The organism is Geodermatophilus sp. SYSU D01045, from assembly GCF_054050295.1.
The window spans coordinates 115,334-130,691 of the sequence record NZ_JBJGZB010000006.1 but is presented as its reverse complement, the minus strand read 5'-3'; the positions used below and the strand labels follow the sequence as shown (position 1 = coordinate 130,691).

General features: G+C 77.1%; 17 protein-coding genes. 11 read left to right on the top strand and 6 right to left on the bottom strand.

From position 1 onward, the window contains the following. Positions 1 to 73: 73 nt before the first annotated feature. The 4 genes from hisD to ACI798_RS07160 are packed head-to-tail and all read left to right on the top strand — an operon-like array spanning position 74 to position 3,260. Positions 74 to 1,378: a histidinol dehydrogenase gene (gene hisD / locus ACI798_RS07175; RefSeq protein WP_456940551.1), complete on the top strand. Its 1,305-nt coding sequence runs from the start codon at positions 74 to 76 to the stop codon at positions 1,376 to 1,378. Next, positions 1,375 to 2,478: a histidinol-phosphate transaminase gene (locus ACI798_RS07170; RefSeq protein ID WP_456940552.1), complete on the top strand. Its 1,104-nt coding sequence runs from the start codon at positions 1,375 to 1,377 to the stop codon at positions 2,476 to 2,478. The genes hisD and ACI798_RS07170 overlap by 4 nt, the downstream gene beginning before the upstream one ends. A gap of 5 nt (positions 2,479 to 2,483) precedes the next feature. Continuing rightward, positions 2,484 to 3,080 (top strand): imidazoleglycerol-phosphate dehydratase HisB, encoded by a 597-nt coding sequence (hisB, locus tag ACI798_RS07165; protein WP_456940553.1) that lies wholly within the window; start codon positions 2,484 to 2,486, stop codon positions 3,078 to 3,080. 3 nt (positions 3,081 to 3,083) lie between these two features. Continuing rightward, positions 3,084 to 3,260, top strand: coding sequence for a hypothetical protein (locus tag ACI798_RS07160; RefSeq protein WP_456940554.1), 177 nt, complete (start codon positions 3,084 to 3,086; stop codon positions 3,258 to 3,260). Here the strand turns inward: ACI798_RS07160 and ACI798_RS07155 are convergent. Next, positions 3,247 to 3,705 carry a hypothetical protein gene (locus ACI798_RS07155; RefSeq protein ID WP_457047572.1) on the bottom strand — a complete coding sequence of 153 codons (459 nt, stop codon included), beginning with the start codon at positions 3,703 to 3,705 and terminating at the stop codon, positions 3,247 to 3,249. The two genes, ACI798_RS07160 and ACI798_RS07155, sit on opposite strands and share 14 nt — an antisense overlap. Positions 3,706 to 3,786: 81 nt before the next feature. Between ACI798_RS07155 and hisH the strand changes: the two genes are divergently transcribed. Further along, positions 3,787 to 4,422: an imidazole glycerol phosphate synthase subunit HisH gene (gene hisH, locus ACI798_RS07150; protein ID WP_456940556.1), complete on the top strand. Its 636-nt coding sequence runs from the start codon at positions 3,787 to 3,789 to the stop codon at positions 4,420 to 4,422. A 4-nt stretch (positions 4,423 to 4,426) separates the two neighbouring features. Here hisH and ACI798_RS07145 read toward each other — a convergent pair whose 3' ends face one another. Then, on the bottom strand, positions 4,427 to 5,467 hold the full coding sequence (locus tag ACI798_RS07145; RefSeq protein ID WP_457047571.1) for a molybdopterin-dependent oxidoreductase: 1,041 nt from the start codon (positions 5,465 to 5,467) through the stop codon (positions 4,427 to 4,429). 65 nt (positions 5,468 to 5,532) lie between these two features. Here ACI798_RS07145 and ACI798_RS07140 point away from each other — a divergent pair, with 65 nt between their 5' ends. Beyond that, on the top strand, positions 5,533 to 7,848 hold the full coding sequence (locus ACI798_RS07140) for a M20/M25/M40 family metallo-hydrolase (RefSeq protein ID WP_457047570.1): 2,316 nt from the start codon (positions 5,533 to 5,535) through the stop codon (positions 7,846 to 7,848). Between the two features lie 69 nt (positions 7,849 to 7,917). On the opposite strand, the gene ACI798_RS07135 is transcribed toward ACI798_RS07140, so the two are convergent. Beyond that, positions 7,918 to 8,874, bottom strand: coding sequence for a helix-turn-helix transcriptional regulator (locus ACI798_RS07135; RefSeq protein ID WP_457047569.1), 957 nt, complete (start codon positions 8,872 to 8,874; stop codon positions 7,918 to 7,920). A 95-nt stretch (positions 8,875 to 8,969) separates the two neighbouring features. Between ACI798_RS07135 and ACI798_RS07130 the strand changes: the two genes are divergently transcribed. Continuing rightward, the gene (locus ACI798_RS07130) at positions 8,970 to 9,371 is read left to right on the top strand and encodes a VOC family protein (protein WP_456940560.1); all 402 of its coding nucleotides are present in this window, start codon (positions 8,970 to 8,972) and stop codon (positions 9,369 to 9,371) included. Positions 9,372 to 9,377: 6 nt separating this feature from the next. On the opposite strand, the gene ACI798_RS07125 is transcribed toward ACI798_RS07130, so the two are convergent. Together ACI798_RS07125 and ACI798_RS07120 are read right to left on the bottom strand one after the other, a co-directional pair. Next, entirely contained in the window at positions 9,378 to 10,136 is a 759-nt protein-coding gene (locus ACI798_RS07125; RefSeq protein WP_457047568.1) for an SDR family NAD(P)-dependent oxidoreductase, read from the bottom strand. Positions 10,137 to 10,159: 23 nt separating this feature from the next. Beyond that, complete coding sequence (locus ACI798_RS07120; protein WP_457047567.1) at positions 10,160 to 10,786, bottom strand: nitroreductase family protein; 627 nt, start codon at positions 10,784 to 10,786, stop codon at positions 10,160 to 10,162. 58 nt (positions 10,787 to 10,844) lie between these two features. Between ACI798_RS07120 and priA the strand changes: the two genes are divergently transcribed. The 3 genes from priA to hisF are packed head-to-tail and all read left to right on the top strand — an operon-like array spanning position 10,845 to position 12,759. Further along, positions 10,845 to 11,579 carry a bifunctional 1-(5-phosphoribosyl)-5-((5-phosphoribosylamino)methylideneamino)imidazole-4-carboxamide isomerase/phosphoribosylanthranilate isomerase PriA gene (gene priA / locus ACI798_RS07115; RefSeq protein ID WP_456940563.1) on the top strand — a complete coding sequence of 245 codons (735 nt, stop codon included), beginning with the start codon at positions 10,845 to 10,847 and terminating at the stop codon, positions 11,577 to 11,579. Beyond that, positions 11,576 to 11,968 carry a RidA family protein gene (locus tag ACI798_RS07110; protein ID WP_457047566.1) on the top strand — a complete coding sequence of 131 codons (393 nt, stop codon included), beginning with the start codon at positions 11,576 to 11,578 and terminating at the stop codon, positions 11,966 to 11,968. The genes priA and ACI798_RS07110 overlap by 4 nt, the downstream gene beginning before the upstream one ends. Next, positions 11,965 to 12,759 carry an imidazole glycerol phosphate synthase subunit HisF gene (hisF, locus tag ACI798_RS07105; protein ID WP_457047565.1) on the top strand — a complete coding sequence of 265 codons (795 nt, stop codon included), beginning with the start codon at positions 11,965 to 11,967 and terminating at the stop codon, positions 12,757 to 12,759. The genes ACI798_RS07110 and hisF overlap by 4 nt, the downstream gene beginning before the upstream one ends. Positions 12,760 to 12,823: 64 nt before the next feature. On the opposite strand, the gene ACI798_RS07100 is transcribed toward hisF, so the two are convergent. Further along, entirely contained in the window at positions 12,824 to 13,465 is a 642-nt protein-coding gene (locus ACI798_RS07100) for a TIGR03085 family metal-binding protein (protein ID WP_457047564.1), read from the bottom strand. A gap of 111 nt (positions 13,466 to 13,576) precedes the next feature. Here ACI798_RS07100 and ACI798_RS07095 point away from each other — a divergent pair, with 111 nt between their 5' ends. Beyond that, complete coding sequence (locus ACI798_RS07095; protein WP_457047563.1) at positions 13,577 to 15,352, top strand: ABC transporter ATP-binding protein; 1,776 nt, start codon at positions 13,577 to 13,579, stop codon at positions 15,350 to 15,352. The last annotated feature ends 6 nt before the right edge of the window (positions 15,353 to 15,358 follow it).

Genomic DNA, 15,358 nt, shown 5'->3' with positions numbered 1-15,358 from the left:
GCGCCGTGACGGCGGGCCACCGCGCCCCGACTACGCTGGGAGGTCGTCCCTCGCCTGGTTCCGGAGGCCTCCCGTGCTCGCCCGCATCGACCTGCGTGGATCCGCGCTGCCGGGGGTCCGTGACCTGGCCGGCCTGCTGCCGCGCGCCGCCACCGACATCGACGCCGTCCTCGCCACCGTCCGCCCGCTGTGCGAGGACGTCCGCATCCGCGGCGCCCAGGCGGTCCGCGAGATCACCGCCCGTCTCGACGGCGTCGACCTCGAGGACTTCGCCGTCCCGGTGGAGGCCATCCGGGCGGCGCTGGACGGGCTGGCCCCCGACGTGCGGGCCGCGCTCGAGGAGGCCATCGCCCGGGTGCGCAGGGTGCACGCCGACCAGGCGCGCACCGACGTCACCACCCAGGTGGTCCGCGGCGGCACGGTCACCGAGCGCTGGGTGCCGGTGCGCCGCGTCGGCCTCTACGTCCCCGGGGGGCTGGCGCCGCTGCTGTCCAGCGTGGTGATGAACGTCGTCCCGGCGCAGATCGCCGGCGTGGAGTCGATCGCCGTCGCCTCGCCGCCGCAGCGTGACCACGGCGGCCTGCCCGACCCCGGCGTGCTCGCCGCGTGCGCGCTGCTCGGCGTCACCGAGGTCTACGCCGTCGGCGGCGCGCAGGCGATCGCCGTGTTCGGCTACGGCGCGGGTTCGTGCGAGCCGGTGGACGTGGTCACCGGCCCGGGCAACGTGTACGTGACGGCCGCCAAGCGGCTGCTGCGCGGGCTGATCGGGATCGACTCCGAGGCCGGCCCCACCGAGGTCGCCATCCTCGCCGACGACACCGCCGACCCGGTGCACGTCGCCGCCGACCTGATCAGCCAGGCCGAGCACGACCCGCTGGCCGGCGCGGTGCTGGTCACCACGAGCGAGGAACTCGCCGACGCCGTCCTCGACCTCGTCCCCGGCCAGGTCGCGGCCACCAAGCACTCCGACCGCATCCTCACCGCCCTCGACGGCAGCCAGTCGGGGATCGTGCTGGTCGACGACCTCGACGCCGGCCTCGCCGTGGTCGACGCCTACGCCGCCGAGCACCTGGAGATCCAGACCCGCGACGCCCGCGCCGTGGCGCTGCGGGTGCGCAACGCCGGCGCGGTGTTCGTCGGCGCCTGGTCGCCGGTGTCGCTGGGCGACTACATCGCCGGCTCCAACCACGTGCTGCCCACCGGCGGCTGCGCGCGGCACTCCAGCGGCCTGAGCGTGCAGTCGTTCCTGCGCGGCATCCACGTCGTGGAGTACGACGAGCAGGCGCTGGCCGAGGTGGCCGGGCACGTCGACGCGCTCGCCCACGCCGAGGACCTGCCCGCGCACGCGGCCGCCGTCCGGCTCCGGCAGCGCTCGTGACGTCGCTGGACGAGCTCCCGCTGCGGCCGGAGCTGCGCGGCCGCACGCCCTACGGGGCCCCGCAGCTGCAGGTCACCCACCGGCTCAACACCAACGAGAACCCGCACCCGCTGCCGGCCGAGCTGCTGGCCACGCTCGGCGAGGCGCTCGGGCACGCGGCGGTGGAGCTCAACCGCTACCCCGACCGGGACGCCGTCGCGCTGCGCACCGACCTCGCCGCCTACCTCGGCCGCGGCGGGGAGCGCATCGAGCCGGCGCAGGTGTGGGCGGCCAACGGCAGCAACGAGGTGCTGCAGCAGCTGCTGCAGGCCTTCGGCGGAGCGGGCCGGACGGCGCTGGGCTTCACCCCCTCGTACTCGATGCACCCGATCATCTCGGCCGGCACCGGGACGGCGTGGGTGGACGGGCACCGCCGCGCGGACTTCACCATCGACGCCGCCCAGGCCGCCGCCCAGGTGCGCGAGGTCCGGCCCGACGTCGTCTTCGTGACCAGCCCGAACAACCCCACCGGGACGGCGGTCGCGCTGGAGACGATCGAGCAGCTCCACGACGCCACCGACGGCATGGTCGTGGTCGACGAGGCCTACGAGGAGTTCGCCCGCGCCGGCACGCCGTCGGCGCTGACCCTGCTGCCCGGCCGCCCGCGGCTGGTGGTCAGCCGCACGATGAGCAAGGCGTTCGGCATGGCCGGGCTGCGGCTGGGCTACCTCGCCGCCGACCCCGCCGTCGTCGACGCGCTGCAGCTGGTCCGGCTGCCCTACCACCTGTCCTCGCTGACCCAGGCCGCCGCGCGGGCCGCGCTGGCGCACACCGACGCGCTGCTGGCCACCGTCGACGCGGTCAAGGCCCAGCGCGACCGGATCGTGGCCACGCTGCCGTCCCTGGGGCTGACCAGCGTGCCCAGCGACGCCAACTTCGTCCTGTTCGGCCGGTTCGCCGACGCGCACGCCGCCTGGCAGGCGCTGCTGGACCGCGACGTCCTCGTCCGCGACGTCGGCATCCCCGGCTGGCTGCGGGTCACCGCCGGCACCCCGGAGGAGACCGACGCCTTCCTCACCGCGCTGGGTGAGGTGGCCCCCGACCACCGCCTGGGAGACTGAGACCCATGAGTCGTACCGCCCGCGTCGAGCGCGCCACCAGCGAGACCAAGCTGGTCGTCGAGCTGGACCTCGACGGCACCGGGAAGAGCTCGATCAGCACCGGCGTCGGCTTCTACGACCACATGCTCACGGCGCTGTCGAAGCACAGCGGCATCGACCTCACCGTCCAGGCCGACGGCGACCTGCACATCGACGCGCACCACACCGTCGAGGACGTCGCCATCGCGCTCGGCCAGGCGTTCGGCGAGGCGCTCGGGGACAAGAAGGGCATCACCCGCTACGGCGACGCCACCGTCCCCATGGACGAGGTGCTCGTGCAGGCCGCCGTCGACCTGTCCGGCCGGCCGTACTTCGTGCACGCCGAGCCCGAGACGATGACGCCGATGATCGGGCCGGACTACCCGACGTCGCTGACCAGGCACGTGCTCGAGTCCTTCGCGTTCAACGCGCGGATCACCCTGCACGTGCGGGTGCTCTACGCCGGCCGCGACGCCCACCACATCGTCGAGGGCCAGTTCAAGGCGCTGGCCCGGGCGCTGCGGGCCGCCGTCGCGATCGACCCGCGGGTCGCCGACGTCCCCTCCACCAAGGGCGCGCTGTAACGGATGGAGTTCGGCGTCGTCCTCGTCGTCCTCGGCGGGTTCCTGCTGGGCGGGGCGTGGAGCATGTGGAAGGCGGACCACGACACGAAGGGCCGCACCGGTCCTCAGGTCCTCGTCGCGGTGATCCTCCTGGTGGCGGCGTTGCTGGCGACCGCGTCGGGCGTCCTCAGGCTGGTCTGACCGCCTCCTCCGGCTCGCCGGCGCCGACCCGGGGACGGCCCGCCGCCGCGGTGACCGCCCCGGCGGCCAGCGTGGCCGCCGGCGCCGGGAGCCCCCGGCCGCGGGACGCGTCCCGCGCCGCGGTGGCGGCCAGCCCCCAGACCACCGCCGCCGGGTGGCCCCGAGACCCGGGGACGCGCCGGGTGACGGCGGCGGCCACCGCGCCGGCGGCCCCGGTCAGCGCCACGCCCCAGGTGTCGGCGGCGCGCGGGCCAGGCCGCACGCCCTCGGCGGCGTAGGCCAGCGAGCCCGCGTAGACCGGGAACCAGACGCCGGACGCCCGGTCGGCCGGCAGCACCCGGCCGTCGCTCTCCCCGCTGTCGCCGTGGCCGCCGGTGACCCCGCTGACCATGCCGCCGAGCACGCCGGCGACCACCGCGGCCCGCCGCAGGACGTCCCTGTCCACGCCCGGGCAACGACCGGCGCCCGCCCGCGGTGCCGGGGAATCCCGGCGGGGGCCGCGACGCTGCCACGTACCGTGGCAGACGTGAAGAAGGTGGTCGTCCTCGACTACGGGTCGGGCAACCTGCGCTCGGCCGAGCGGGCCCTCGCCCGCGTCGGCGCCGACGTGACCGTGACCGCCGACCGCGACGCCGCCCTGGCCGCCGACGGGCTCGTCGTGCCGGGCGTGGGCGCGTTCGCCCACTGCATGCGGGAACTGCGCGCCGTCGACGGGCCGCGCACCATCGGCCGGCGGCTGGCCGGCGGCCGGCCGGTGCTGGGCATCTGCGTCGGCATGCAGGTCCTGTTCGAGCGCGGGGTCGAGCACGGCCACGACGCCGAGGGCTGCGGCGAGTGGCCCGGCACGGTCGAGCAGCTCGAGGCGCCCGTCCTGCCGCACATGGGCTGGAACCGGGTCGAGGTCCCCGAGGGCAGCGTGCTGTTCGACGGCCTGGCCGACGAGCGCTTCTACTTCGTGCACTCCTACGGCGTCCGCGAGTTCACCCTCGGCCAGGACGGGCCGCCGTCGCCCCTGGCGCCGCCGAAGGTGACCTGGGCCGAGCACGGCGACCGCTTCGTCGCCGGCGTCGAGAACGGCACGCTGTCGGCGACCCAGTTCCACCCGGAGAAGAGCGGCGACGCCGGTGCCCAGCTGCTCACCAACTGGCTGGCGACGCTCTGACCCGCTACTGCAGGGGGAAGGGCGGCTGCACCCACCACGGGGCGTCGACCACCTCCACCCGGCGGACCCACTTCACCCACCAGTAGCCGCGCCGGCCCGGCGCGACCAGCCGCAGCGGCGCCCCGTGCCCGGCCGACAGCGGCCGGCCCGCGCAGTGCGTGGCCAGCAGCAGCGCGCCCGCGTCGGCCAGCGGCAGCCGCCGCCGGTAGCCGGTGACGCTGACGACGTCGACGCTGCCGTCCTCCGGCAGGTCCGCGCCGGCCAGCAGCCGGTCCAGCCGGACGCCCCGCCACTCCTGCGTCGCGTACCAGCCGCCGGTGCAGTCGAGGACGGCGGTCACCGTGTCGCCGCGGTCGAGGTCGGCGGCGCGCAGCCGGGTCGTGCGGCCACGCGCGACCAGCTCGACGGTCCCGCCGGCGCCGTCCGGGACGGCGTCGGTGAACCACTGCGTCACCGGCATGGCCGCCGGGTCGCCGCTGCCGCGCTCGTGCGAGCCGGTGCCGCGCCGCCGCGCGCCCGGCGCCCCGGTGAGCCGCAGGCCCCCCTCGACCGCGCCCCACAGCGCGGCCGCGGCGACGGCCAGGCCGCCGGTCCGCAGCAGCGCGCGGCGGGAGGCGTCGCTGCGCCGCGGCCGCTGCCGGCTGCCGACGGCGTGCACGGCCAGCAGCACCGCGGTGCCGACCGCCGTCGCGACGTGCACCTGCAGCAGCGCCACCCCGCCCACGGACAGGCCCGGCCCGGCGACGGTGTGCAGCACGCCGGTCACGACGGTCAGCCCGACCAGGACCGCGAGGCCCCAGGCCGCCGTCGGGTCGCGGCGGCCGCGGGTGCGCGCCCGCGACCGGCGGACGACGACGGCCTTCCACGGCACGAGCAGCAGCAGGCCCAGCCCCGCGGCCCCGTGCACGGCGGCCACCAGCCGGGAGGGCAGCGGCGTCCCGACGCCGAAGGCGAGCACCCCGGTCCCGCCGGCCACGAGCAGGAGCGCCAGCAGCCCCAGGTCGGTCCGGCGCCCGGCACGAGCGGGGAGCGCACCGCGCAGCATCCCCGGAGTGTCCTCCGCGCGCACCTAGGGTGACCCGGTCCCGCATCCGGTCGAGGAGGACCCGCTTGCCCGCGTCGCGCACCCCCGCCCCGGCACCCGAGCGCCGGGGAGGGCCGCTCGGCCCGCTCGTCGTCCTGGCCCTGCTGGCCGGGCTGACCGTCTGGAGCGTGCTGGCGCTGCGGCCGCCGGCGCCCGCGCCCGCCGACGCCCCGGCGGCGTCGTTCAGCGCCGGGCGGGCATTCGCGCACGTGCAGGAGATCGCCGCGCAGGTGCACGTCGCGGGCAGCCCGGCGCACGAGCGCGTCGTCGACGGGCTGGTCGCCACGCTCACCGACCTGGGCCTGGACACCCGCGTGCAGAACGCCGTCGGCACCTGGCAGGCCGGTCCCGGGGAGGCGGAGATGGCGCGGGTGCGCAACGTCGTCGCGGTCCTGCCCGGCACCGACAGCACCGGCCGGCTGTTCCTCATGGCGCACTCGGACTCGGTGGAGACCGGCCCGGGCGCCAGCGACGACGCCGCCGGGGTGGCCGCGATCCTCGAGACGGTGCGCGCGCTGGGCGAGGGCGAGCCGCTGCGCAACGACGTCGTCGTGGTGGTCACCGACGCCGAGGAGGCCTGCCTGTGCGGCGCCGAGGCGTTCGCCGACAGCCACCCGCTGGCGGGCGAGGGCGGGGTGGTGCTCAACCTGGAGGCGCGCGGCACCACCGGCCCGCCGATCATGTTCGAGACGTCGCTGGGCAACGCCGGGCTGGCCGCGCGGTACGCCGCCGCGGTGCCGCACCCGGTGGCGAGCAGCTTCGCCGTCGAGGTGTACCGCACGCTGCCCAACGACACCGACTTCAGCGTGCTGCTCGGCGACGGCGACTTCACCGGCCTGAACACCGCCTTCATCGACGGCAACGCGGGCTACCACACCCCCCAGGACACCCCGGCCCGGCTGGACCAGCGGACGCTCCAGGCGCTGGGCGACAACACCCTCGCCCTCACCCGGGAGCTCGGCGACGCCGACCTGACCGACCTCGCCCGCCCCGGTGACGGCGACGCGACCTACTTCCCGCTGCCCACCGGGCTGGCGCGGTACCCGGGCGCGCTGGTGTGGCCGCTGGCGGGCGCGGCAGTGCTCGGCGTCGCCGTCCTGGCGCTGGTGGACCGGCGGCGCGGCTCGGCGCTGCCCCGGACGCTGCTCGGCACGGCGGCGGCGCTGCTGCCGCTCGTGCTCGCCCCGCTGGCCGTCGTCGGGCTGTGGCGGCTGCTGGTGCTGGTCCGGCCCGGGTACGCCTCGATGATCGACCCGTGGCAGCCGGGTTGGTTCCGGCTGGCGGCGGTCGCGCTCGTCGCGGTCGTGGTGCTCGCCTGGTACGCGCTGCTGCGCCGCCGCGTGGGCGCCACGGCGCTGCGGACCGGGGCGCTGGCGCTGCTCGCCGTCCTCGCGGTGCTGCTCGCGGCGGTGGCGCCCGGCGGGTCGTACCTGGCCGCGCTGCCGGCGCTGGCCGGCGTCCTCGCCGGGCTGCTGCCGCGGCGCGCGCGGCTCGCCGGCGCACTGGTGGCGGGGGCGGTCGCGGTCGTCGTCCTCGCGCCGACCGTGGCGCTGTTCTTCCCGGCGCTCGGCCTGGCCGGCGGGGCCGCGCCCGCGGCGGTCGCGACGGTGCTCGCCCTCGCCCTGCTGCCGGTGGTCGAGGGGCTGTTCCCCTCCCACCCCGCGCGGCTGCGGACGCTGGCCGTGCCCGGCACCGCGGCGGCCCTGACCGTGCTGCTCACCGCCGTCGGGCTGGCCGTGGACCGCTTCGACCCGCAGCACCCGGTGCCCAGCCAGCTGGTCTACGCGCTGGAGGCCGACACCGGCGAGGCGTGGTGGGCCAGCACCGAGGACGACCCGGGGGAGTACACGGCACGCTACGTCGGCACCCCGCGGACGCTGCCGCACGACTACCCCTACCTCGCCGGGCAGGCGGTGGCGGCCGGGCCGGCGGAGGTGGCGGACCTGCCGACGTCGCGGGTGGAGGTCGTCGACGACCGCTCCACCGGCGGGCAGCGGACGGTCACCGTGCGGGTCACGCCGCAGCGCGCGGTCCGGCTCGTGGTGCTCGACCTGACCTCCGACGGCGGGACGGTGAGCGCCGCCCGCGTCGAGGCCCGCGACGTCCCGGCGCGGACGCTGGGACAGGACCAGCTGTGGATCACCTTCCACGCGCCGCCCGCGCAGGGCGTGGAGGCGACGTTCACCGTGGACGGCGGCGGGCCGCTGCGGCTGCGGGTGGTCGACGGCAGCGACGGGCTGGGCGACCTGCCCGGCTTCGAGCCGCGCCCGCCCGGGGTGGACGCGGCCGGCACGCACAGCTCCGACCTCGTCGTCGTGGGGGCGACGACGGACCTCGGCTGACCCGGCGCCGCACGTCGACCTGCTGCCGCCTCGCCCGGGCCGAGGCGGCAGCAGGTCGACAGCGGGCGCTCAGCCGCCGTGGCGGGCCAGCAGCTCGGCGCCGATGACGGCGAGCTCCGCGCGCACCCCGGCCGGCTCCACCACCTCCACCGCGGCGCCGAACCCGGCCAGCTGCTCGGCGACCGAGCGCACCGTGTGGGCCGCCACCCGGAGCCGCACCCGCCCGTCGCCGTCCGGGCCGCCCTCGACGGCGCAGTGCCGGCCGAAGCGGTCCCGCAGCACGGGGACCAGCCGCCCGGCCACCAGCACCGTCGCCGAGACGGGGGACCGCCGGTCCTCGACCGCGCCGACCACCTCGTCCCACACGCCGGGCAGGTCCAGGTCGGCCGGCCGCGCGAAGACCTCCCCGGTCACCGCCGGCGACCCCATGCGGTCGAGGCGGAAGGTGCGCCGCCCCGCCGCGGTGCCGGCGACCAGGTACCAGGTGCCGTCCTTGTCCACGAGCCCCCACGGCTCGGCCCGCCGCCGGGCCGGGGTGCCGCCGCGGCCGGCGTAGTCGAACTCCACCACCCGCCGGGCGACGACGGCGTCGAGCAGCAGCGCCACCTCCGGCCGGTCCCGGGCCCGCTCGCCCCAGCCCGCCGGGTCGACGACGACCGCCTCCGCGGCGGCCGCGGCGTCGGCGCGGAAGGTGCCCGGCAGCGCCCGCAGCAGCTTGCGCAGCGCGCCCCGGGCGTCCGGCCCGGCCGCGGTGGCGGGGCCGAGCAGCAGGAACAGCGCCCGCGCCTCGGGCCCGGTCAGGCCGGTGAGGTCGGTGCGCGCCCCGCCGACCAGCTGCCACCCGCCGCCCCGGCCGGCCTGCGGGTACACCGGGACGCCCGCGGCCGACAGCGCCGCCAGGTCCCGACGGGCGGTCGCGACCGACACCTCCAGCTCGGCGGCGGCCTGCGCGGCGGTGACCCGGCCGCGGGCCTGCAGCAGCAGGAGGAGGGCGACCAGCCGGTCGGCACGCACGCTGCCGAGCATGCCGCGGAAAGTGCTCAGGAGGTGAGCACGTCACTGCGGAGCATGGGGTCCAGCGGGACGCAGCAGGCGGACCGCCCTGACGGAGGGACCCTCCCGTGCTCCGAGGACTGGCCACCGTGACCCTGCTCGCCGACGACGTCCCGGCCGCCGCCCGCTGGTACGCCGGCGTGCTGGACACCGAGCCCTACTTCACCCGGCCGGTCGAGGGGCCGCCGGCCTACGTCGAGTTCCGCGTCGGCGACGACGAGGACGAGCTCGGGATCATGGACGCCCGCTACGCCGGCTGGGCCACCGGGCAGCCGGCCGGCGTCGTCGTCCACTGGCACGTCGACGACCTGCCCGCCGCGCTGCGGCGCCTCGAGGACGCCGGCGCCACCGTCGTCTCCCCGCCCACCGTGCGCGGCGAGGGCTGGTCCACCGCGGTGGTCGCCGACCCGTTCGGCAACCTGCTCGGCCTCATCACCAGCCCGCACTGGGCCGCGGCCCACGGCGGCTGACCGGGGTCAGCTGCGCAGGTGGGAGGCGCCGTTGACGTCGACGATCGTGCCGGCGCTGAACCGCGCCTCCGGCGACGCCAGCCACAGCACCGCCGAGGCCACCTCCTCCGGGCGGGCGACCCGGCCGAACGGCGACTGCGCGCGGACGGCGTCGCCGCCGGGGCCGTCGAGCACCTCGCGCGCCATCTCGGTCTGCACGAAGCCCGGCGCCACGGCGGTGACCGAGATGCCCAGCGGCGCCAAGGCGAGGGCCATCGACTGCGCGAAGGCGTTCATCCCGGCCTTCGACGCGCCGTAGGCCGGGTTGTCCGGCTCGCCGCGGAAGGCGCCGCGGCTGGACACGTTCACCACCGCGCCGCCGCCGGCGGCCCGCAGGTGCGGGACGGCGCGGAAGGTGGCGTGCGCGGCGCCGAGCAGGTTGACCGCCAGGGTCCGCTCCCACACGTCCTGCCACTCCTCGAAGGAGGCGGTCAGCGGCGGGGACGCCACGAAGACGCCGGCGTTGTTGACCAGCACGTCCAGCCCGCCCAGCGCCTCGGCGGCGGCGTCGACCATCGCGCCCACGGCGTCGGCGTCGGTCATGTCGGCCTGCACCAGCGCGTGGCCGGAGCCGGGCAGCTCGGCGAGGACGGCCTCGGCGCGCTCCTTCGAGCTGCCCCAGTGGACGGCCACCCGGTCCCCGCGCCCGGCGAAGGCCCGGGCGATCGCGCGGCCGATGCCGCGGGAGCCACCGGTGACGAGGACGGCGCGCGAGGAGGAGGTCACGGGCGGGCAGTCAACCAGCCCGGTCACCAGCGGCCGCGGTGGACGACCTCGTCCACACCCCGCCGGCCGCGCCGCAGCGACGGCGAGCGCCGGTCGTCCCCGCCCGGGTAGCCGACCGACACGACGCCGACCGGCCGGTGGGTGCCCGGGATGCCGAACGCGTCCCGGAAGGCGTCCACCCGCTCGGCCGGGACGCCGAACAGGCAGGCGCCGAGCCCCTCGTCGACGGCGGTCAGCAGCATCATCAGGGCCGCCATCCCGGCGTCGACGTCCCAGTAGGGGACCGGCCAGCGGGCAGCGACACTGGCGGGGTCGCGGTCGGTCCAGCCCTTGTCCGGCTCGGCGTAGCGGTCGAGGTAGGCGTCCTTCGACGACAGCGGCACCACCAGCAGCGGCGCCCGCCGCATCCGGGTGAGCCACGCGTCGGGGCCGGGCGGGTGGGGGACGGCACCGGAGGCGGTCACCGACCAGAACAGGTCCCGCTCCTCGGCCGTCTCCAGCACCAGGAACGCCCAGCCCTGGGTGAACCCGGCCGACGGCGCCCGGATCGCGTGCGCGAGCAGCCGCTCGCGCACCTCCGGGGGCACCGGCCGGTCGGGGTCGTAGTCGCGCACCATGCGGCGCCTGCGGACGACGTCGGCGAACTCCACGCCCGCAGCCTGCCCTGGGCGAGGCAGGCCACAGCGAGGCGGTCCCTAGGCTGGGAGCGTGCCGACCCTGCAGCTGCTCCCCGCCGTCGACGTCGCCGACGGCCAGGCCGTCCGACTCGTCCAGGGGGAGGCCGGCAGCGAGACCTCCTACGGCGACCCCCTCGACGCCGCCCTGCAGTGGCAGCGCGACGGCGCGGAGTGGGTGCACCTGGTCGACCTCGATGCCGCCTTCGGCCGCGGCAGCAACCGCGAGCTGCTGGCCCGCGTCGTCGGGGAGCTCGACGTCGACGTGGAGCTCTCCGGCGGCATCCGTGACGACGCGTCGCTGGCCGCGGCGCTGGCCACCGGCTGCCGCCGGGTCAACCTGGGCACCGCGGCGCTGGAGTCGCCCGAGTGGTGCGCCCGCGCCATCGCCGAGCACGGCGACCGGATCGCCGTGGGCCTCGACGTCCGCGGCACCCGGCTGGCCGCCCGCGGCTGGACCCGCGAGGGCGGCGAGCTCTACGAGACCCTCGCCCGCCTGGACGCCGAGGGCTGCGCCCGCTACGTGCTCACCGACATCACCAAGGACGGCACGCTGCGCGGCCCCAACCTGGAGTTGCTGCGCGAGGTCTGCGCCGCCACGCCCCGGCCGGTGGTCGCCTCCGGTGGGGTCAGCTCGCTCGACGACATCCGGGCGCTGGCCGGGCTGACCGCGGTCGGCGTCGAGGGCGCGATCGTCGGCAAGGCGCTCTACGCCGGCGCGTTCACGCTGCCCGAGGCGCTGGCGGTCACCCGCGAGGCGTCGTCGTGACCGCGCGGCGGATCGGCTCGGGCGGGCCCTGGGAGGACGTCGTCGGCTACAGCCGGGTCGTCGTGTACGGGGACTCCGCCTGGGTGAGCGGCTGCACCGCCACCGTCGACGGCGCGGTCGTCCACCCCGGCGACGCGGGCGCGCAGGCCCGGGTCGCCTTCGGCGTGCTGGTCGCCGCGCTGGAGTCCGCGGGCCTGACCGCCGCCGACGTCGTCCGCACCCGCGTGTACGTCACCGACACCTCCCGCTGGGAGGAGGTCGGGCGCGCGCACGGCGAGGTCTTCGGCGCGGTCCGGCCGGCCACCGCGATGGTCGGCGTGGCCTCGCTGCTGCACCCCGACATGCTGGTCGAGGTGGAGGCCGACGCGGTCCGGGGGGCGGGCGCATGAGTCTCGCCGTCCGCGTGATCCCGTGCCTGGACGTCGACGCCGGCCGGGTGGTCAAGGGCGTCAACTTCGTCGACCTGCGCGACGCCGGCGACCCGGTGGAGATGGCCCGCGTCTACGACGCCGAGGGCGCCGACGAGCTCACCTTCCTCGACATCACAGCCAGCTCCGGCGACCGCGAGACCACCTACGACGTCGTCCGGCGCACCGCCGAGAGCGTGTTCATCCCGCTCACCGTCGGCGGCGGCGTGCGCAGCGCCGACGACGTCGACCGGCTGCTGCGGGCCGGCGCGGACAAGGTCGCGGTCAACACCGCCGCCGTCGCCCGGCCGGAGCTGATCAGCGAGATCGCCGACCGCTTCGGCAACCAGGTGCTCGTGCTCTCCCTCGACGCCCGCCGGGTGCGCGACGGCGCCACCACCGACTCCGGCTTCGAGATCACCACGCACGGCGGGCGCCGCGGCACCGGCCGGGACGCCGTCGAGTGGGTGGTGCAGGCCGCGCAGCTGGGGGTGGGGGAGGTGCTGCTCAACTCGATGGACGCCGACGGCACCCGCGCCGGGTTCGACACCGAGCTGATCCGCGCGGTCCGCCGCGAGGTGACCGTCCCGGTGATCGCCAGCGGCGGCGCCGGTGCGGTCGAGCACTTCCCGCCCGCGGTCGAGGCCGGCGCCGACGCGGTGCTCGCGGCCACCGTCTTCCACTTCGGCCAGCTGCGCATCCCCGACGTCAAGGCCGCGCTGGCCGGGGCCGGCGTCCCGGTGCGCACCGCCGCGGACACGCCACTGCCCTGACGGGCCGGCGGCGTGCACGTCCGCGGACGTGCACGGTGCAGGACCGCGGACGTGCACGGCTCGCTCAGGCGACGGGGGCGCCGTCCCGCACGACCACCCGGGCGACGTCGCGCCGCCCGGTCGCCCACAGCAGGACCTCCATCGGCTTGCCCTCGACCGTGGTCGGGGCGGACCCGGCGCGGATCCGCCGTCCGGGGCCGGGGACGTCGCTGCGCTGCAGCACCAGGCCGCCCGGGTACCGCGGGGCCGCCGTGCGGGCGAACAGCTGCGCCGCGCCCCAGAGCCGGTCGGCGTCGGCCAGCGGGAGCGCGCGCGGCGCCCAGCCGGGCTGCGCCCGCCGCACGTCCTCGTGGTGGATCGCGAACTCGGCGGAGTCCGCGAGCGCCGACACGCCGGGCCAGCCCATCGGCAGCCACGCCGGCGGGCCCTGCCGCACCCGCGCCACCAGCTCGGGGTACGCCGTCGAGGTGCGCAGCCGGGCCTCGACCCGCTCCGCGTGGGCGTGCAGCCGCCCGCCGACCGGCGTGCGCTCCAGCGCGTAGCCGGGCAGCGCGTCGGGACGGCGGTCGCGGGTCACCAGGTGGGCGGCCAGGTGCGCCGTCGTCCACCCCGCGCAGCAGGTCGTGGCGTCGGGGCCGAGCTCGTCGAGGAGGTCGGCGAGGGCCGCGCGCTCGCGCGCGGCGAGCGGGCGGGAAGAGGGAGTCACCGCGGCGGGTTACCGATCTCGTCCAGCCGGGAAACCCGCAGGCTCCTGTCGGTGGTGCCGGTTAGCCTGACTAACGACCGCGGAGTGCGGTCGCGAACCCCGAGGAGACCCGTGCCCCGCGCCCGAGACGCCGTCGTCCGGCGGGGACTGCGCCACGTCGCCCGGTCCATCCGCGAGCAGCGCGGGATGTTCACCCTCGCCCTGCTCGCCAGCAGCCTCTACGCCGCGATGACCGTGCTGTCGGCGTTCGTGATCGGCGGGGTCACCGACCGGGTGGTGCTGCCGGCCTTCGCCGACGGCGACACCACCGCCGGCGCGCTCACCCTCGCCGTCGTCGTGATCCTCGGCGTCTCCGTGCTCAAGATCCTCGGCATCCTCGGCCGCCGGCTGTTCGCCGGCGTGATGGCCTACCGGCTGCAGGCCGACTACCGCCGCCGCGTGACCGCGCAGTACCTGCGGCTGCCGCTGGCCTGGCACCAGCGCCACCCCACCGGGCAGCTGCTGTCGAACGCGAACTCCGACGTCGAGGCCGCCTGGTACTTCGTCTCCCCGCTGCCCTTCGCCTGCGGGACGCTCGTGATGATCGCCATCACCGTCGTCGCGCTGGTGGCCACCGACCCGCTGCTGGCCGTGGTCGGCCTGGTCGTCTTCCCGCTGGTCTTCGTGGTCAACGCCGTCTACTCGCAGGTGATGAGCCCGCGGATGCAGCGGGCACAGCAGTTGCGCGCCGAGGTCAGCGAGATCGCCCACGAGAGCTTCGACGCGGGTCTGGTGGTCAAGACCCTCGGCCGCGAGGACGTCGAGAGCGCCCGGTTCACCGAGCGGGCGCAGGAGCTGCGCGACGGGCTGGTGTCCGTCGGCCGGGTGCGCGGGCTGTTCGACCCGCTGATGGAGGCGCTGCCCAACCTGGGCACGCTCGCCGTGCTGCTGGTCGGCGCCGGCCGGGTCGCCTCCGGCGCCACCGACGCCGGCGACCTGGTGAGCATCGCCTACCTGTTCACCCTGCTCGCGCTGCCCATCCGCGCGATCGGCTGGGTGCTCGCCGACCTCCCGCGCGCGCTCGCCGGCTTCGACCGGGTCACCCCGGTCCTCGACGCCACCGGCGAGACCCCGCACGGCCCGGAGACCGCGCCCGCCGGCGACGGCGGCGCCCGGCTGGGCCTGCGCGCGGTCGACCACGTCTTCGACGGCGCGTCGCAGCCGGTGCTGTCGCAGGTCACCTTCGACGTCGCGGCCGGCAGCACGGTCGCCGTCGTCGGGCCGACCGGCTCGGGCAAGTCCACGCTGGCCGGGCTGCTGGTGCGGCTGGTGGACCCGGCCGGCGGCGAGGTGCTGCTCGACGGCGTCGACCTGCGCCGGCTGCGCGAGGGCGAGGTCAGCGGCCAGGCCGCGTTCGTCCCGCAGGGCACCTTCCTCTTCGACGACACAGTCCGCGGCAACGTGACCCTCGGCGGCGAGTACGGCGACGACGAGGTGCGCGCGGCGCTGCGCGTGGCCGCCGCCGAGGACTTCGTCGACCGGCTGCCCGAGGGCCTCGACACCCGCGTCGGCGAGCGCGGCGCCACCCTGTCCGGCGGCCAGCGCCAGCGGCTGGCCCTGGCCCGCGCCGTCATCCGCCGCCCCCGGCTGCTCGTCCTCGACGACGCCACCAGCGCCGTCGACCCCGCGGTCGAGGCGCGCATCCTCGACGCGCTGCGCTCGGCCGACCGGCCCTCGACGGTGGTCGTCGTCGCCTACCGGCAGGCCACCATCGCCCTCGCCGACGAGGTGGTGTGGCTGGAGAACGGCCGGGTCACCGCCCGCGGCAGCCACGAGGACCTGCTGGCCACCGTGCCCGGCTACGCCGCGCTGGTCCGCGCCTACGCGCAGGCGGAGGTGGCGGCGTGAGCGGAC